22 protein-coding genes, 1 pseudogene and 1 other annotated feature are annotated in these 17,312 nt (G+C 46.8%); of the genes and pseudogenes, 14 read left to right on the plus strand and 9 right to left on the minus strand.

Features of this window, described 5'->3' with window-relative positions; all coding sequences use genetic code 11:
- The first annotated feature begins 9 nt into the window (after nucleotides 1-9).
- From AR442_RS04670 to motS, 7 genes are all read left to right on the plus strand, one after another.
- A complete protein-coding gene (locus AR442_RS04670) occupies nucleotides 10-432 on the plus strand; it encodes a DUF948 domain-containing protein (RefSeq protein WP_007408777.1) in 423 nt (140 codons plus the stop codon).
- A 32-nt stretch (nucleotides 433-464) separates the two neighbouring features.
- A complete protein-coding gene (locus AR442_RS04675; protein WP_003152380.1) occupies nucleotides 465-878 on the plus strand; it encodes a YtxH domain-containing protein in 414 nt (137 codons plus the stop codon).
- 25 nt (nucleotides 879-903) lie between these two features.
- Entirely contained in the window at nucleotides 904-1,230 is a 327-nt protein-coding gene (ytxJ, locus tag AR442_RS04680) for a bacillithiol system redox-active protein YtxJ (RefSeq protein WP_053284951.1), read from the plus strand.
- Nucleotides 1,231-1,466: 236 nt separating this feature from the next.
- Nucleotides 1,467-2,543 carry a bifunctional 3-deoxy-7-phosphoheptulonate synthase/chorismate mutase gene (locus AR442_RS04685; RefSeq protein WP_003152383.1) on the plus strand — a complete coding sequence of 359 codons (1,077 nt, stop codon included), beginning with the start codon at nucleotides 1,467-1,469 and terminating at the stop codon, nucleotides 2,541-2,543.
- A gap of 279 nt (nucleotides 2,544-2,822) precedes the next feature.
- Complete coding sequence (gene ccpA / locus AR442_RS04690; protein WP_003152385.1) at nucleotides 2,823-3,827, plus strand: catabolite control protein A; 1,005 nt, start codon at nucleotides 2,823-2,825, stop codon at nucleotides 3,825-3,827.
- A gap of 68 nt (nucleotides 3,828-3,895) precedes the next feature.
- On the plus strand, nucleotides 3,896-4,711 hold the full coding sequence (gene motP / locus AR442_RS04695; RefSeq protein ID WP_007408775.1) for a flagellar motor protein MotP: 816 nt from the start codon (nucleotides 3,896-3,898) through the stop codon (nucleotides 4,709-4,711).
- On the plus strand, nucleotides 4,701-5,390 hold the full coding sequence (gene motS / locus AR442_RS04700; protein ID WP_053284950.1) for a flagellar motor protein MotS: 690 nt from the start codon (nucleotides 4,701-4,703) through the stop codon (nucleotides 5,388-5,390). The genes motP and motS overlap by 11 nt, the downstream gene beginning before the upstream one ends.
- Nucleotides 5,391-5,399: 9 nt before the next feature.
- Here motS and AR442_RS04705 read toward each other — a convergent pair whose 3' ends face one another.
- The 3 genes from AR442_RS04705 to AR442_RS04715 are packed head-to-tail and all read right to left on the minus strand — an operon-like array spanning nucleotide 5,400 to nucleotide 7,864.
- Nucleotides 5,400-6,566, minus strand: coding sequence for an acetoin utilization protein AcuC (locus AR442_RS04705; RefSeq protein WP_053284949.1), 1,167 nt, complete (start codon nucleotides 6,564-6,566; stop codon nucleotides 5,400-5,402).
- On the minus strand, nucleotides 6,563-7,207 hold the full coding sequence (locus AR442_RS04710) for an acetoin utilization AcuB family protein (protein WP_014418652.1): 645 nt from the start codon (nucleotides 7,205-7,207) through the stop codon (nucleotides 6,563-6,565). Before AR442_RS04710 ends, AR442_RS04705 begins: the two co-directional genes overlap by 4 nt.
- 24 nt (nucleotides 7,208-7,231) lie before the next feature.
- Complete coding sequence (locus AR442_RS04715; RefSeq protein WP_014418651.1) at nucleotides 7,232-7,864, minus strand: GNAT family N-acetyltransferase; 633 nt, start codon at nucleotides 7,862-7,864, stop codon at nucleotides 7,232-7,234.
- A 158-nt stretch (nucleotides 7,865-8,022) separates the two neighbouring features.
- On the opposite strand from AR442_RS04715, the gene acsA reads away from it, so the two are divergent.
- From acsA to sr7p, 3 genes are all read left to right on the plus strand, one after another.
- Nucleotides 8,023-9,741 (plus strand): acetate--CoA ligase, encoded by a 1,719-nt coding sequence (gene acsA, locus AR442_RS04720; protein WP_053284948.1) that lies wholly within the window; start codon nucleotides 8,023-8,025, stop codon nucleotides 9,739-9,741.
- A gap of 53 nt (nucleotides 9,742-9,794) precedes the next feature.
- Nucleotides 9,795-10,028: a binding site (T-box leader), on the plus strand.
- Nucleotides 10,029-10,078: 50 nt separating this feature from the next.
- Entirely contained in the window at nucleotides 10,079-11,344 is a 1,266-nt protein-coding gene (gene tyrS / locus AR442_RS04725) for a tyrosine--tRNA ligase (protein WP_007613147.1), read from the plus strand.
- Nucleotides 11,345-11,463: 119 nt separating this feature from the next.
- On the plus strand, nucleotides 11,464-11,589 hold the full coding sequence (gene sr7p, locus AR442_RS20965) for a small protein SR7P (protein ID WP_007408768.1): 126 nt from the start codon (nucleotides 11,464-11,466) through the stop codon (nucleotides 11,587-11,589).
- A 40-nt stretch (nucleotides 11,590-11,629) separates the two neighbouring features.
- Here the strand turns inward: sr7p and AR442_RS04730 are convergent, their stop codons facing one another.
- The 3 genes from AR442_RS04730 to AR442_RS04740 all read right to left on the minus strand — a co-directional run bounded on the left by AR442_RS04730 (nucleotide 11,630) and on the right by AR442_RS04740 (nucleotide 13,560).
- Nucleotides 11,630-11,953 (minus strand): AzlD domain-containing protein, encoded by a 324-nt coding sequence (locus AR442_RS04730; protein ID WP_007408767.1) that lies wholly within the window; start codon nucleotides 11,951-11,953, stop codon nucleotides 11,630-11,632.
- Nucleotides 11,950-12,681 carry an AzlC family ABC transporter permease gene (locus AR442_RS04735; RefSeq protein ID WP_014418649.1) on the minus strand — a complete coding sequence of 244 codons (732 nt, stop codon included), beginning with the start codon at nucleotides 12,679-12,681 and terminating at the stop codon, nucleotides 11,950-11,952. Before AR442_RS04735 ends, AR442_RS04730 begins: the two co-directional genes overlap by 4 nt.
- Nucleotides 12,682-12,753: 72 nt before the next feature.
- Nucleotides 12,754-13,560 carry a TrmB family transcriptional regulator gene (locus tag AR442_RS04740; RefSeq protein ID WP_007408765.1) on the minus strand — a complete coding sequence of 269 codons (807 nt, stop codon included), beginning with the start codon at nucleotides 13,558-13,560 and terminating at the stop codon, nucleotides 12,754-12,756.
- A gap of 222 nt (nucleotides 13,561-13,782) precedes the next feature.
- On the opposite strand from AR442_RS04740, the gene AR442_RS04745 reads away from it, so the two are divergent.
- The 4 genes and pseudogenes from AR442_RS04745 to AR442_RS04755 all read left to right on the plus strand — a co-directional run bounded on the left by AR442_RS04745 (nucleotide 13,783) and on the right by AR442_RS04755 (nucleotide 16,088).
- Entirely contained in the window at nucleotides 13,783-14,652 is an 870-nt protein-coding gene (locus tag AR442_RS04745) for a cation diffusion facilitator family transporter (protein WP_014418648.1), read from the plus strand.
- Nucleotides 14,653-14,812: 160 nt separating this feature from the next.
- Nucleotides 14,813-14,863 (plus strand): annotated as a pseudogene (locus AR442_RS21055) (hypothetical protein); the annotation flags it as partial.
- Between the two features lie 47 nt (nucleotides 14,864-14,910).
- Nucleotides 14,911-15,156: a hypothetical protein gene (locus AR442_RS20430; protein ID WP_032863536.1), complete on the plus strand. Its 246-nt coding sequence runs from the start codon at nucleotides 14,911-14,913 to the stop codon at nucleotides 15,154-15,156.
- 179 nt (nucleotides 15,157-15,335) lie between these two features.
- Nucleotides 15,336-16,088, plus strand: a complete 753-nt coding sequence (locus AR442_RS04755) for an SGNH/GDSL hydrolase family protein (protein ID WP_014418647.1) — start codon at nucleotides 15,336-15,338, stop codon at nucleotides 16,086-16,088.
- Between the two features lie 15 nt (nucleotides 16,089-16,103).
- On the opposite strand, the gene AR442_RS20970 is transcribed toward AR442_RS04755, so the two are convergent.
- From AR442_RS20970 to AR442_RS04765, 3 genes are all read right to left on the minus strand, one after another.
- Nucleotides 16,104-16,232 carry a hypothetical protein gene (locus AR442_RS20970; protein ID WP_014721673.1) on the minus strand — a complete coding sequence of 43 codons (129 nt, stop codon included), beginning with the start codon at nucleotides 16,230-16,232 and terminating at the stop codon, nucleotides 16,104-16,106.
- A 141-nt stretch (nucleotides 16,233-16,373) separates the two neighbouring features.
- The gene (locus AR442_RS04760; RefSeq protein ID WP_014418646.1) at nucleotides 16,374-16,883 is read right to left on the minus strand and encodes a type 1 glutamine amidotransferase domain-containing protein; all 510 of its coding nucleotides are present in this window, start codon (nucleotides 16,881-16,883) and stop codon (nucleotides 16,374-16,376) included.
- Between the two features lie 170 nt (nucleotides 16,884-17,053).
- Nucleotides 17,054-17,281: a hypothetical protein gene (locus AR442_RS04765; protein ID WP_007613133.1), complete on the minus strand. Its 228-nt coding sequence runs from the start codon at nucleotides 17,279-17,281 to the stop codon at nucleotides 17,054-17,056.
- Nucleotides 17,282-17,312: the final 31 nt, after the last annotated feature.

A 17,312-nucleotide genomic window follows, 5' to 3' on the forward strand; every position in this document is an offset into this window, starting at 1 on the left:
AGGTATTAGATGATCATCATTCTTTACTTAAGCGTCGCACTCATTGCCGTTGCATTTCTCATCCTCGTCATCTATCTGTCCAAAACATTAAAGTCCGTGCAGATGACCTTAACAAACGTTGCCTCGACTTTAGACGGCCTTGAAGGGCAGATGAAAGGCATTACCGCAGAGACAACCGAGCTGTTACATAAGACAAACCGTCTCGCGGAAGACATTCAGGAAAAATCAGAGAAATTAAATACGGTTGTCCATGCTGTCCAGGAAGTGGGAACTTCCGTCCAGCAGTTTAATACATCCATAAAGCAGGCAGCAGGTTCCGTTACGGCCTCTGTAAGAGAGAATCAGGATAAGATCAGTCAGGTTGTCACCTGGAGCCAGGCCGCTATGGAAATATGGGACAAGTGGAAGCAAAAGAAAAAAACATCGCTTTAATCATAAGAAAAATCCACTAAGGAGGAATCATAATGAGCAAAGATGGAATCAATAGTAAGGATTTTTTAATCGGAACGCTGATCGGGGGAATTATCGGCGCGACAACGGCGTTGTTTCTGGCGCCTAAATCAGGTAAGGAGCTGCGCGACGATCTCGGCAGTCAGGCTTCTGCGTTAAAGGATAAGACGGACAGAATGACGGCCGACGCGAAAGAAAAAGGCTCTCAATATGTCAGCATCGCCAAAGACAAAACATCTAATATCACCCAGCTGGTAGCCGATCAGTCAGGCCAGATTATGAATAAAGTGAAGGATTTAAAAGACCGTTCTAAGAGCACACTAACCGAGAAAGCCGAAGAGACGAGAAGCGAAATGCAGGACACGGCCCAAAGCATCAAGGCCGAAGCAGAAGACGCCGGGGAAAAAGCCGGTCAGGCAAATCGCTGATCTTCAATAAGGAGAGATAACCGACATGACAAAACAGCTGATATCGTCTGAAGAAGAGTTCAAAAATGCCGCTGAGAAAGAAAACACGTTCGTGTTTTTGAAACACAGCACAACCTGCCCGATCAGCCAAGCCGCGTTTCAGGAGTTTGACGCCTTTGCATCGGAGCATTCGGAAGTGCCTTCTTATTACCTGCAGGTGCAGGACAGCCGACCGCTTTCAAACTATATCGCCGAGACATACGGCGTGAAACATGAAAGCCCGCAAGTATTCGTCATTACAAACGGCGAAGTGAAATGGCACGCGTCTCATTCACAAATCACAAAAAACGCAATAGAGCAGCACCTTTCATAATTGCTGGCCGCCGGTTGATACCGGCGGTTTTTTTTTTGAAAAAAACTATTGATCATTTCAGCCGGATCATGTAGGATATCAATATACGTTACTTCAACGCATAAAAGCTTAAAAGCGTTTTGGTGATAAAGTAAAATGTGAAAAAATTTATTATTTCATATTCCTATTTTCGCATAACTGTAGTAAGATGCATGTTAACCATTAAAATAAAACATAGCATAGAAGGGATGAAAAAGATGAGCAACAAGGAATTAGAGAGCCTAAGACAGCAGGCAGACGCACTAAACTTAGAAATCCTTAAATTAATCAATGAACGCGGAGCCGTTGTAAAAGAAATCGGTAAAGCAAAGGAAGCACAGGGTGTCAACCGATTTGACCCTGTCAGAGAGCGTACAATGCTTAACCGCATTATTGAAAGCAATGACGGCCCATTTGAAAACTCAACGATCCAGCATATTTTCAAAGAAATTTTCAAAGCCGGACTTGAACTTCAAGAAGAGGATCACAGCAAAGCGTTGCTCGTCTCCCGGAAGAAAAAAGCAGAAGATACGATCGTTGATATTAAAGGTGAAAAAATCGGTGACGGCGATCAGAGATTCATCGTCGGACCTTGTGCCGTAGAAAGCTATGAGCAGGTTGCCGAAGTAGCGGCCGCAGCGAAAAAACAAGGCATTAAAATCCTGCGCGGAGGCGCGTTTAAACCCCGCACAAGCCCGTATGATTTTCAAGGTCTCGGCGTAGAAGGCCTGCAAATTCTTAAACGCGTCGCTGATGAATATGACCTCGCGGTGATCAGTGAAATCGTAACGCCCGCCCACATTGAGCAAGCGATTGATTACATTGACGTCATTCAGATCGGCGCGCGGAACATGCAAAACTTTGAATTGCTGAAAGCGGCCGGCTCCGTTAAAAAGCCGGTATTGTTAAAACGCGGTCTTGCCGCAACAATTTCAGAGTTCATCAATGCAGCTGAATACATCATGTCACAAGGAAACGACCAAATCATTCTTTGTGAGCGCGGAATCAGAACGTACGAAACGGCAACGAGAAACACACTCGACATTTCTGCCGTGCCGATTTTGAAACAGGAAACTCACTTGCCGGTGTTTGTTGACGTCACACACTCAACAGGACGCCGCGATCTCCTGCTTCCGACAGCAAAAGCGGCGCTTGCGATCGGCGCTGACGGCGTGATGGCCGAAGTTCACCCTGATCCTTCCGTTGCCCTTTCAGACTCTGCGCAGCAGATGGATATACCTGAATTCGAGAAATGGCTGAACGAATTAAAGCCAATGCTGAAAGTAAAAGCATAATACAACGTTCCGCTCTTTAAAGGCCGCCTCGCGCGGCTTTTTTTTCGTATCTTCATTTTATTTAATTATAAAATGAAAGTGAACGTTTTCATCACTGGGAAAAACGTGTATAATTTCATGAGAGATATTTAAATTTGATGAATAATGAAAAATAATGTACACTACTGACTTACGCTTACAATCATAAACGACAGAATGCGAAATCGTACGACATTTCTTTACATAAAGTGTTTATGCTATAGATAAGGATAAGTGTATCCAGTAAAAGGAGTGGTTTCAGTGAGCAACATTACGATATACGATGTGGCCAGAGAAGCAAATGTCAGTATGGCAACTGTTTCCCGCGTCGTGAACGGCAACCCGAATGTAAAACCGACGACCAGAAAAAAAGTATTGGAAGCCATTGACCGGCTCGGCTACCGCCCGAACGCGGTGGCAAGAGGGCTTGCAAGCAAAAAAACGACAACGGTCGGCGTCATCATCCCTGATATCTCAAGCATTTTCTACTCGGAACTTGCGCGTGGAATTGAAGATATCGCGACGATGTACAAATATAATATTATTTTAAGCAACTCGGACCAAAATCTTGAGAAAGAACTGCATCTGTTAAATACGATGCTCGGCAAACAAGTGGACGGTATCGTATTTATGGGCGGCAACATTACGGACGAGCATGTCGAAGAATTTAAGCGCTCTCCTGTGCCGATCGTCTTGGCGGCATCAGTGGAAGAACAGGGCGAGACGCCTTCTGTCGCTATTGATTATGAACAGGCGATTTATGATGCCGTTAAGCTTTTCATTGATAAAGGGCATCGCGATATCGCATTCGTCTCCGGACCGATGCAAGAGCCGATCAACCGTTCGAAAAAACTGCAAGGGTACAAACGGGCGCTTGAAGAAGCGGCGATTCCGTTTAACGAGCAATTCGTAGCGGAAGGCGATTACACCTATGATTCCGGTATGGAGGCGCTTCAAAGCTTGATGGGCCTTGACCGGAAACCGACGGCGATTCTTTCTGCGACGGATGAAATGGCCCTCGGCATTATCCATGCGGCCCAAGATCAAGGTCTTTCGATTCCTGATGATCTTGATATTATCGGTTTTGACAATACGAGATTGAGCCTGATGGTCCGCCCTCAGCTTTCAACAGTCGTGCAGCCTACGTACGATATCGGCGCCGTGGCGATGAGACTTTTGACAAAACTGATGAACAAAGAGCCGGTTGAAGAGCATATCGTCGAATTGCCTCACCGCATCGAATTAAGACAATCAACCAAGTCATAAAAAAACGGAAAAGCAAGCTTCACTCTGAGGGGTGGAATCTTGCTTTTTTACTTGAGTAAGGAGAAGATATGAAACGTTTTGATTATCTGACGCCCGTTGGCTTTATGTTAGGCTGTATTATTGTCGCAATCGGTATTCTGTCAGGGACGGGACTGGCGGGAATCAGTTCATTTTTAGATCTGACTTCTTTTTTAATCGTCACAGGCGGCCTTGCTGCGGCGATCTTTATCAGTTTTCCGCCGAGGGATTTAAAGAAAACCCCTTCTGTTCTGAAACAGGTATTCTCCCGTCAGGATGACAATGTGAAAGAGCTTGTCAGAGTATTTGTCAGCCTTTCGGAGCAGGCGCGCAGGCAGGGGCTGCTGTCTCTGGATGACCAGGCGCGTGAGATCAAGGATCCGTTTTTAAAAAAAGGGCTTTTGCTTGCGATTGACGGCTGGGACGAGGAAACGATCCGGCTGGTGATGGATTCTGAGATCGCCGCGATGGAAGAAAGACACAGAAAAGGAAGACGCGTTTTTGAAAAAGCCGGTGATTTCGCACCCGCCTGGGGAATGATCGGGACGCTCGTCGGACTCGTTCTCATGCTTAAAAACTTAAATGACCCGCATACCCTCGGACCGAACATGGCCGTTGCGCTATTGACGACGCTGTACGGAGCGCTGCTTGCCAACTTGGTATTTATCCCAATCGCGGCAAAGCTTGAAGAAAAAACGGAAAGTGAAATTTTCATCAAACAGGTCATGATCGAAGGGGTTGTCGGCATCCAATCGGGCAAAAATCCCCGCAACCTCGAAAGTCAGCTCGTCGTCTTCAGCTCAAGAGAAGACTGGCGTAAAGGACAGCCTGCGAACAAGAAAAAGGGCGCTGTCCATGAAGCTTAGATTAGAGCGTTTTGAAAGAAGAAACAAACCGGAACATTCCGGCGGTTCACCGAGATGGATGGTGACGTTCGCTGACTTGATCACGCTCATTCTCGTGTTCTTTATATTGCTTTTTTCGATGTCGCAAATAGACGCGGAAAAATTTCAATCTGCCGTTTCATCGATTCATACAAACGGCAGCGGGGGTGAACCGGCGTCATCAGACAAAGCAAACGAAAATAAAGAACAGGATTTGCTGTTACAAAATGTGAAGACATACATAAAAGCGCATCATTTGAGTTCGAAATTGACGGCGAAGCGCGATGAGCGCGGAGTGGTCCTTGTGCTGCAGGAGGCCGTTCTGTTTCAGACAGGAAAAGCGGATGTGCTGAAAAACGCCGAGCCGGTTCTGCATCAGATCGCGGTACTTTTAAAAACAATTCCGAATGACATACAGGTAGAAGGCCATACGGACAGCCGCCGGATTTCCACCTATCAATTTCCGTCAAATTGGGAGCTGTCGTCTGCAAGAGCGGCGAGTGTGATCCGGTATTTTACCGCGAATGAAGACTTTTCCGCCAAACGGTTTATCTCTGCCGGGTATGCGGATACGAAACCTGTGAAGGACAACAAAAGTCCCGGACATATGAAAGAAAACCGCCGTGTAGAAATTGTGATCAAAAAAACGACCTCCTCATAAGGTCGTTTTTTATTTTGTTTTATACCGCTGCTCAGACCGGATGGCAAAAAGTGCTTTTTCCACGGTTTGGGCATTTTTTTCTGAAATTTCTTCTTTGCGGGGAATCGGAGGATATAATTGTTCAGGGTCACTCCAAAAAGCGGGCAACGTGCAGGGGGAGTGCCTCTGCCATTTATCGATCCATTTCTGCGGTATGCGCTCCCCGGGATCAATCCCTTTCATCTCAAGCCAAATACGGCTCCACGCTCTCGGGACGACTCTCCAAATATCGTATCCGCCGCCGCCGACCGCAATCCATCTGCCGCTGCAATATTGATGGGCTAATGAATGAGCGAGCCGCGGGATCTCCTGATAAATGGAGATTGTATTGGACAGGTGTGTCAACGGGTCGTAATAATGGGCGTCCGCACCGTTTTGGGTAAGAATCACATCCGGTTTAAAAAAAGCCGCGATTTCTGAGGCGGCCGTTTTGTAAGCGTGAAGAAAGGAATCGTCCTCTGTGAAAGCGTCCAGCGGAATGTTAAAAGAATAGCCGTAGCCTTGCCCGCTTCCTTTTTCCAGTACCTGTCCCGTCCCGGGAAATAAATAACGCCCGGTCTCGTGAAAAGATACAGTGCAGACATCAGACCTGTCGTAAAACGTAAATTGAACGCCGTCGCCGTGATGAGCGTCTGTATCAATGTATAGCACTTTTGCCCCGTAGTTCTTCTGGATGTATTGGATGGCCACGGCGCTGTCATTATAGATACAAAAGCCTGAGGCCCTGCCGCGGAAGCCGTGGTGAAGGCCGCCTCCTAAATTGCAGGCGTGCCTAGCTTGTCCCGTCATGACATAATCAGCCGCCGTTAAGGTGCCGCCCACCAGAAGTGACGCGGCATCATGCATGCCGGCAAAAACGGGAGTGTCTTCCGTTCCGAGACCGTAGCTTTCTCCTTCCGCGGCAGGGAGCCGGCCCGCACCCGCTAGTTCCACCGCCTGTATATAATCCTCCGTATGAACGAGAGCCAACTCTTCTTTAGCGGCCGTGCGCGGTGTGACGATATCTCCTTCGTCAAACGCATCCGCCGCCTGAAGCAGATCGTATGTTAAAAGCACGCGGCGCTGATTGAACGGATGTTCCTGATGAAATTGATACGTCTGATAAGAAGGCGAGTAAACAAAAACGCTGTCTCTCATGGCTGATCCCTCAAATGTTTCGGCCATAAGACATTGTATCCGGCTTCTTGAACGGCACGGATAAAAGGGAGCGGATTCATCGTCTTCACCCGGAAGACGAGAATGTTCGACCCGGCGGAATCATGGGGATAGACGAGCACACTCAGGATTTGCAGCTGAAGATCACGGCACATGCAGCTGAGATCAGCAAGGCTTTTTGTCATATCCGTCACCAGGATTTCCACCTGTGATCCCGGCTGGGCCGCGCCTGTCAGGCTGACGAAAGTCCGGAGCACGTCGGTTTTCGTTAAAATGCCCGTCAGCTTATGGTTTACCGTAATCGGCAGACAGCCGATGCCGTGCTCATAAAAGGAAGCGGATATTTCTTCTACAAAGTCAAGCGGATGGGCGCAGATGACATTCCGCTTCATAATGGTCTCCACTTTGTTTGTCAGAAACGCGCCGCGTTCCTTTTGTTCAAAGCTGCCGGGGCCGGCCTGTTTAATGTCTCTATCTGTGACAATACCGGTGACGTGCAGCTCGTCGTCGATGACAGGGAGATGGCGGATATGATATGCCTTCATTTTACGGACGGCTGTTTCAATGGAGTCGTGTTTTGAGACGGTGATGACGTCCCGTTTCATGATTTGTTCTGCAATCATCTTTTTATCCCCTTTGTATGTCAGTCAATACATAAATCGCTGATAAAAACGAAGCCTGTCGAACTGTTCAATTGACTCCTGACTGACGTGCCTGCCGATGCGGGCCATCAGACAATTGGCCGGGTGAGAGCTGATTTCCGGTTCATCCGTTGCGAACCAGACAAGACCCCCGGCATTCATCATCTTTTCCATGATCTTTCTGTATTCCCACACATCTTTTTTCATTCCTTTTAAATCCCAATGCCAGTAATATTCCGTCGTCATGATGATGTACCGTTCCATCTGTTCATCCATCATGCTGACTGTCAGCAGCGTTTTTCCGACAGAACAGCCCCTGTAGCCGGGAGCGACCTCGATCGCCCCGAGTTCAAGGAGGTCTTCCATATTTCCGTCAGACCACCGTTCAAGCGGATCAGGATATAAATACGTCACATAGCCGATAATCGTCTGTCCGTCCCTGGCGATAATGATCCGACCTTCAGGAAGCCCGGCGATCTCGATTAACGCTTTGTGCTGTTCATGAGGAAGGCGAAAGGCTGTCAGGCCTTCATGAAACTCATACTGTGCTAGGTCATCTGGAGGAACGGGCCCTTCTACTAAAAGAGGGCCGGCTGCTGTCTGAATTAATGAAGAATGGTACGTTTTATGATGTTTCACTGATTCACCGCCTGTCGGTTCTTAATAAAAACACATCTCTCTTAAGCATAACAAAATATAAAGCGTTTTCAATAGTGTTGTAATTTATATTTTAAAAATTGAGAAAACTGTGAACATCTACTATAATTAGTCTATAGATAAGCAAAGGGGGATGTTGCATGAATTTGAAAGCGTTGCCGGCGGAAAAGGGGAATTATCATCTGCGAAATTATGAGGAAACGTACCGCAGCTTCGATTGGAAAGAGGTCGAAGCGGAGTTTTCCTGGCATCAGACGGGGAAGCTGAATGCGGCGTATGAAGCAATTGACCGTCATGCCGAATCATTTGGAAAAAACAAAGTAGCGCTGTATTACAAGGACGCAAACCGGGATGAAAAATACACATTTAAAGAAATGATGGAGGAATCGAACCGGGCGGGAAATGTACTGAGACGGTATGGAAACGTGGAAAAAGGGGACCGCGTTTTTATTTTCATGCCGCGTTCGCCGGAGCTTTACTTTATCATGCTCGGCGCAATTAAAATCGGTGCGATCGCCGGTCCTTTATTTGAAGCGTTTATGGAAGGCGCCGTCAAAGACCGCCTCTTGAACAGCCAGGCAAAGGTTGTCGTGACGACACCTGAACTGGCCGAACGGATTCCGGCGGACAGCCTGCCCGACCTCGAGCATATTTTCATTGTCGGCGGCAGCAAAGAAGCGGGAGATAAAATCATCCATTATGATAAAGCGGCTGAGGGAGAAAGCACGAGACTTGATATTGAATGGATGGACAGAAGAGACGGCTACCTGCTTCACTACACATCAGGATCTACCGGAACGCCCAAAGGTGTGCTCCACGTTCATGAAGCCATGATTCAGCAATACCAGACCGGCAAGTGGGTGCTTGATCTTAAAGAAGACGATATTTACTGGTGCACTGCGGACCCGGGCTGGGTGACCGGGACGGTGTACGGGATATTTGCGCCGTGGCTGAACGGAGCGGCGAATGTGATCGTCGGCGGCAGATTCAGTCCGGAAAACTGGTACGGCACGATTGAGAAGCTCGGTGTCAGCGTCTGGTACAGCGCTCCGACGGCTTTCAGAATGCTTATGGGCGCCGGAGATGAAATGGCATCCAAATTTGACCTTACTTCACTTCGTCACGTCCTGAGTGTCGGAGAACCTTTGAACCCCGAGGTCATCAAGTGGGGACATAAAGTATTCGGCAAGCGCATCCACGACACATGGTGGATGACAGAAACGGGCGGTCAGCTCATCTGCAATTATCCTTGCATGGAGATCAAGCCGGGTTCAATGGGGAAACCGATTCCGGGAGTGGAAGCGGCGATCGTTGACAATCAGGGAAATGAGCTTCCGCCGTACCGAATGGGAAATCTCGCCATTAAAAAGGGCTGGCCGTCGATGATGGATTCCATTTGGAATAACAAAGAGAAATATGATTCTTATTTCATGCCGGGCGGCTGGTATGTTTCCGGAGATTCTGCTTATATGGATGAAGACGGTTATTTCTGGTTCCAAGGCAGAGTCGATGATGTCATCATGACATCCGGCGAGCGCGTCGGCCCGTTTGAAGTCGAAAGCAAACTTGTTGAACATCCGGCGATTGCCGAAGCCGGCGTTATCGGAAAGCCGGACCCTGTCCGGGGAGAAATTATTAAAGCGTTTATCGCGCTCAGAGAAGGGCATGAGCCATCCGATCAGCTGAAGGAGGACATTCGCCTCTTTGTAAAACAGGGGCTTGCCGCGCATGCCGCACCGCGGGAAATTGAATTCAAAGATAAACTTCCAAAAACACGGAGCGGAAAAATCATGAGACGTGTGCTGAAGGCATGGGAGCTGAACCTGCCGGCAGGCGACCTGTCCACAATGGAAGATTAAAGACGGCGTTGACATCGTATCTTATTTATGTTAAAAATGAGTAAGCTTCATACGAAAAGGTTTTGATTGAGACAAGTAGGGTATCTGATTGTTCAAGAGAGCTGATGGCCGGTGAAAATCAGCACATAAGATATGCCGAATACACTCATGAACCGCTTTTGCGAACAAAGCCATTCCAAGGCTTTCAGTAGTGAAAGAGCGGACACGGTCCGTTATCAAAAAGAGTGATAAAAGCTTTTTTTATGTTTTTATTAGTAGGGTGGTACCGCGATTATATCGTCCCTTCGTTTTAAACGAAGGGGCGTTTTTTATTTTCATAAACAAAGGAGCAGACAAAATGACTAACTTATTAGAGGATTTATCATTCCGCGGCTTAATCCAGCAAATGACGGATGAAGAAGGACTGAATAAACAGCTGAACGAAGAAAAAATCCGTTTATACTCAGGGTTTGACCCGACGGCTGACAGCCTGCACATCGGACACCTTCTGCCGATATTGACACTGCGCCGTTTCCAGCTTGCAGGCCACCATCCGATTGCGCTTGTAGGCGGCGCGACGGGACTGATCGGCGATCCGAGCGGCAAAAAAGCGGAGCGTACGTTAAATACTCAGGATATCGTTGTCGAATGGTCGCAAAAAATTAAAAATCAGCTTTCCCGATTTTTAGATTTCGAGGCCGGAGAAAACCCCGCTGTCATAGCGAACAACTTTGATTGGATCGGAAAGCTGAGCATTATTGAATTTCTCCGTGACGTCGGAAAGAACTTCGGAATTAACTACATGCTTGCGAAAGATACTGTAAGCTCAAGAATTGAAACCGGAATTTCTTACACAGAATTCAGCTACATGATCCTGCAATCCTACGATTTTCTGAATCTGTACAGAGAAAAGAACTGCAAACTCCAAATCGGAGGCAGTGACCAGTGGGGCAACATCACGGCCGGTCTTGAACTGATCAGAAAATCAGAAGAAGAAGGGGCGAAAGCTTTCGGTCTTACCATTCCGCTCGTCACAAAAGCTGACGGCACGAAATTCGGCAAAACGGAAGGCGGCGCCATTTGGCTTGATAAAGAAAAAACATCGCCGTACGAATTCTACCAGTTCTGGATCAATACAGATGACCGCGACGTCGTCAAATACTTAAAATACTTTACTTTCTTGTCAAAAGAGGAAATTGAAGCTTATGCTGAAAAAACGGAGACGGCTCCTGAGAAAAGAGAAGCGCAGAAACGTCTCGCCGAAGAGGTGACTGTTCTTGTACACGGCCGCGAAGCGCTTGAGCAGGCCGTTCATATCTCCCAGGCGCTATTCAGCGGCAATATTAAAGAGCTTTCCGCTCAAGACGTCAAGGTAGGATTTAAAGATGTACCTTCGTTTGAAAAAGACCGCTCTGAAGAACTGTCTTTAGTAGACGTGCTTGTGGAATCTAAATTGTCGCCTTCAAAACGGCAGGCCCGCGAAGACATTCAAAACGGAGCTGTTTACATTAACGGCGAGCGCCAGACGGACATCGGGCATCTTCTGACTGCGGAAGACCGCATTGAAGATCAATTTACCGTACTGCGCCGCGGAAAGAAAAAATACTTCCTGATCACGTACTGAAAATAAAAAGCAGTCCGGCCGCTCAATGCGGCAGGCTGCTTTTTTATGTTTTGTGAATACTGCACGGGGAAATGAGTACAGTACATAGTATAAGCAAAACAGGGAAGGGGTGCTGCGCCGTGAATTTCATGTTTACCATCGCAAAAGAAAGATTGCAGCGGGATCATTGGGAACAGCAGCAAAGCATAAATGCCGAAGCCAAAGCCGAGGAATCAGAGACGGAAGAAGAAAATCCGACATCATAAAGGGAAAGCCTCCATTCTGCGGAATGGAGGCTTTTGATTGTCACCATATCAGCCTGACGGCGGCCATCAGCACGACTCCTGTGATGACCGTGATGGATAAGCTTTTTGTCCGCATCGCGCAAAGCAATGTCGGGATGAGAACGATCATTGCTTTCCAATCAAAGGTCAGAGCGCTGTTTGTTTTCACAATCATGCTTTCCGTTACCAGAGCCGTCAAAATACAAAGCGGAATAAAGGAGAGCCATTTTAAAGCCAACTCAGGCATCTGAATGTTCCGGACAAATATAAACGGAACAATGCGCGGCACAAGTGTAACAATCATGCAGCCGAGTATAATCCAGATCATTTGTGTGCTGATGCTCATTTGTCCGTCACCACCCCGATCGTTGCCACAATCACGGTTGAGGCGATAACCGCGATGTGTGACGGGACGAAATACGATAACAAGACCATAAAAATGATCATATAGAGAATTAAGGAGAGGCTGTGCTTCAGCTTTTCCGAAGCGGACGACTGCAATTGCAGCACAAGCAGCGCCGCAAACATAGCGGGCAAAGCAAAGTCCAGGCCGAGCGCGTAAGGATCAGATATCCATTGTCCGAGAAGCCCGCCCATCACGCAGGAAATAACCCAGCACACGTAAGCGGTTATATTGAGACCGTTCATCCACTTATCGTATAACCTGCCGTTCTGAGCCGCTTTGTTCACCGCTACCCCGAAAGATTCGTCAGTAAGCAAAGCCCCGAAGCCGATATTTTTCGCCAAAGAGTATTTCGTGAAATACGGTGCGATGGTCAGGCTCAGCAGAAGGTGCCGCAGATTGACGATAAACGTCGTTAAAATAATGGCGGAAATCGGACTCCCGGAAACAAGGAGCGAGCAAATAATAAATTGGGCGGCGCCGGCATAGACACACAAAGATAACAAACAAATTTCAAGAATGCTTAGATGAGAGGCAACGCCAACGATGCCGAAAGCAAAACCGATGCTCATATAGCCCAGCAGCGTAGGCACACAATCCCGCACCCCCTGTAAAAACGTATCGTTCATTTCCCGGGAAACGGCGGTTTTTTGCACTTCTGTGTTAATCATTTTTTATACTCCTTTCATAGAGATTATAATGATAACGACTAATGAAAAAATCAAAGAAAATACGGTTCACATTTATATGAACCGATTTCCGGTGACGACATGAAATAACGAATGGTTTTGTTTCATCAGGCCCTCAACTTTTTCAGCCCCTACTTCTTTCACAAGCTCCGCGAACATCAGATCGTGCCTCATATATTCCATGGCCACGAGAACGAGAGCGGGATCTTCTGATTTAATGGCCCAGGCATTCGTCTGCGGAGAAAAATTGGCGATTAAGACTTCTTTATTATCGCGGGCAGCTATCGTTAATCTTCCGCCCATCCGTTTCTCCGCCACTTCAGGAGACATATTATGATTTGTCGTATTTCCGAGCTTCACTTCCGGAGGGCCGAACACAATCGAAAAGACGGGCAATTGTTCGGCGGCGCGTTTGTTAGCGGCTTCTTGAATAAAGGGAATCTGCTGTTCCCAGACAGACAGCCACAACTCTTCCTCGGCTTTTTCAATCATATCCTTCATCTCATTGATGACATGATCATTCGTGCTGATGCGGCGGATGACATTCATCTCCTGCTCGCTTTCCAGAGCCAATAACTTTTCCTCAAGGTAGCCGAATGAGCTCTCGAAATCGTGCCGGAGCCGGTCGATTAATTCCTTTCCGGCCAGCGGGGCATATGTAACCGGATCAGACGGCACAATATGGACAGCGCCTTTATCAACTAATTTCCCCAATACTTCATAGATCATTGAGCGGGGGACGCCTGACCTTTTGCTGATTTCATATCCGGTAACAGGCGAGTGTTTCAACAAGCCGATATATGCTTTACATTCATATTGAGAAAATCCAAACTTCTGTAATTCTTTCAGAACATCCTCCATAAACATCCTCCGTAGTGGTTATTCATGAAACTACTATAATGTAAGCGATTATATCTTGTCAATGGGACTTGAGTGCTGAAAGAAAGGTGCGCCTGTTTTGTCGCTTTCCAACTTAGTTTATGGTGAGTTACATGTATGGCTTTTGTGAAAAACGTTGCCGTAGACCCACACGAATGCCGTTTGATACGATAAATTCAAGAAGTTAAAAAGAGGAGGATCACGGTGGAAAACACCTCTAAAATCGCTTTTTTATCGGTTATAAGCAATTCCCTGGTCGTCATGCTCAAAATAGTGGTGGGGATAATAACCGGATCTGTCGCGATACTTTCTGAAGCCATTCATTCTTTTTTAGATTTGATCGCCGCCTTCATTGCCTTTATCTCCGTCAGGATTTCAAAAAAGCCGGCTGATACAGGGCATCCGTACGGTCATGGAAAAGTCGAGAATCTGTCGGGGACTATCGAGACGATTCTGATTTTTGCGGCAGGGATTTGGATGATATATGAATGCGTTCAAAAACTGGTCAACCCGGCGCCGGTTCATCTGCCCGTATTGGGCATTGTTGTGATGCTTGCGGGGGCTCTCATTAATTTGATCGTTTCGAAGTTCGTAAAAAGAGAAGCCGAAAAGGTTAATTCCGTGGCAATGAAATCAAATGCCCTGCATTTACTGACTGACGTGTACACATCATTAGGCGTAGCGGCAAGCCTTTTGGTCGTTACCGTAACGGAGTGGTACATACTTGATCCCATTATAGGTATGGTGCTGGCGGTGTATATCATATATGAAGCGTTTAAGTTAATGAAAGAAGCATTCCCGCCGCTGATTGATACCCGTTTGTCGGAAGAGGAAGAAAAAACAATTTTAAAGATTATTGAAACATTTCAACAGGAATTTATTGAAATTCACGATTTTCGTACAAGACGCTCCGGCCCGCAGGAGTATATTGATTTTCACCTGGTCGTAGCCTCTCACGTGACGATTAAAGACGTGCACGACCTGTGTGACCGCATTGAAAGGGATATTACGAATGAATTCAAACAAGCACAGGTAATGATTCACCCCGAGCCGGAGAGCGAGAGGAAGAAATAAATCGATCTTATGTTTGCGTTTGTTCCCGGCAAAAGGCCCGTTCCCACGGGTCTTTTTGTTGTATAAATGACTATTTCTCGCTCATATGAGAGAGAAGCTTATACACGTGAGGGGTTCATTTCATACGTTATGTTGTAAAGAAAAAGGGAGGTGAACAGAATTGAACGCTATTTCTGTTAAAGAAATTGAACATGGAGTTGCCGTTGCGGAAAGAGAAGGTTTAGGGGAGTATTTATACCAAGAACCGGTTTCTAAAAAATGTTCGCGCCGTTCCCGCAGCAGAAAACGGACACACCGTTCCCGCAGCAGAAGACGGACGCATCACCGGACACACCGTTCCCGCAGCAGAAGACGGAGCCATCACCGGACACACCGCTCCCGCAGCAGAAGACGGACGCATCACCGGACACACCGTTCCCGCAGCAGAAGACGGACGCATCGCCGGACACACCGTTCCCGCAGCAGACGGTCTCATCAAAAACGTACCCGCAAACGCTGTTTTAAATGCTGACTGCAGACTCTATTACAAGTAACGGGGATCTGCTATAATGGCAAGAGAACTGCATAAAAGATCCGGTATCATCATCTGCGGACACTGAACTGACAACATGGCGCTGTTTGTTCGTGTCCGTTTTTTATGTCAAAAAAGATGCCGGAGGATAAAAAGGAAGGGATGACGCCGAATGAAGCTGAATGAGGATTTTTATAACTCTGAAGGAAAGACAGTCTCTTTGCCAAACATAAGCAGCAAGCTTTTGCATATCACGGACAGCGGGCATATCAGCATTGACTTCATCAGCATAAGCAGGCTGCGGAAGGCTTCAAAAATCGCGATCTTAGGTGACAGCGTCGCCCGGGGGCTGCGTGCGGAATACGGCTTTGGTGACATTCTGAAAGACCGGACAAACGCTGAAATAACCAATCTGTCTGTCAGCGGCGTTAACATGAGCAACAACGGAAGCGGTAACATTTATCAGCAGGCGCTTAAAACAAAGGGACATGATGTCATCATTGTCCAGGGAACAGATGATGATTGGTGCAACCACATTCCCATCGGCACAGATGAAAAGGATATCACCACATTTTACGGAGGCTTCTGCCAAGTGATCCAGCAGCTGCGGAGCGGAAATAAAGGCGCGAGCATCATTGTGGTGACCCCAACGAGACAAGCAAAAATATCAAAAGGAAAAATCGTCCGCCGTGATACTGATAAAAATAAACTGGGCCTGAAGCTGGCTGACTATGTGAAAGCCCAAAAAGAAGCCTGCACACTCCTCTCTGTACCGTATGCCGACCTGTTTGATACAGATCTCATCGACCCGTATAATCCCGCTTTCCGCAGCATGTGCATGTCAGAAGGTCTTCATCCGAACGAGAAAGGGCATCAAATCATATTTCAGGAAATCTGCCGGAATTATTATTACTATTATGGGTAACACAGCGCTAACAGATTATTTTCGGCTTTGCTTTTCTAAAAGCTCAATTATTCTTTGAGATGCGTGTCTTTGCGCTCTCAAAAGCGAGATGATATTACCGGTAAAACCGATTAAAATGATAAGCAGCAAAATGATCATCCACATAGCGAACCTCCTGTCGAGTGTCGAAAAACCCACTCTTAATTTTACTTATTATGGATGGGGAAGAGAATAGGTCTAACTATTGGTGTTTCTTTATAAATCCATAAAAAAAGCACAGACTGAACGGGTCTGTGCTTTTTTCTCTTATTTCAGCAGGTTCAATGATTCACGATTAAAGGCTTCCAAATCGTCAGGTGTTCTGCTCGTTACGATGTTATGGCTCACGACGACTTCTTCATCTTTATAATTTGCGCCGGCATTGATTAAGTCTTTGCGGATGCTGCGGAATCCCGTGATATCTTTTCCTTTAAGAAGGTCGGTATCAATCAGCAGCTGCGGGCCGTGGCAGATCGCGAAAACAGGTTTCTGATCTTCCACGAATGCTTTAGTGAATTCACCCGGGCGGTCATCTCCGCGCAGAAGATCCGGTGAAAAGCCTCCGGGAATCAATAACGCATCGAATTCCTTGGCGTCTGCGTCTGAGATCGCTTGATCGATCTTTACTTTCTCACCGTGCTTGCCCGTCACTTCTTTCCCTGCTTCCAAATCTATTGTCACCACACTGTGGCCCGCTTCTTTAAATGCTTCCGCCGGGCTTGTATATTCAATATCCTCAAATTGATCTGTCATCAGAACTGCGATTTTTTTGCTCATACATCATGCCCCCTGTGAATTTGTATATGACAAGAATATCAGGCGGATTGCCGCCTCACAACGTATTTGCTTGTGAAAAAAAGACCCCTCTGAAAAAGAGGAGCCAAAAGGTACGGAGGTCTGCTGAAACTTACGTGTTTAACCTGAGATAAGGCAAGAAATCGAACCAATTACTTTTTGTGTCTTTTTTTATTCTTTTTACACCCGCATTTCCCCGGATCTCCCGGATCAATGACTTCGTGAATTGTTTCTTCCTGATAAACGTGGCGGGGAACATAACGGATATGCTCTCTGTTAATGTGTTTGATGGGATGGACGTAAACCACTTCTTTGTCAGTATACTTGTCAGTCACAATATACTTAGGGTCACAGTAATACACTTTCGATTTTTTACCCATTCATCTCACCTCCCGTACTTTATTAAATGCT

The sequence above is a fragment of the Bacillus velezensis genome (assembly GCF_001461825.1).
GTDB classification, from domain to species: Bacteria; Bacillota; Bacilli; order Bacillales; family Bacillaceae; genus Bacillus; species Bacillus velezensis.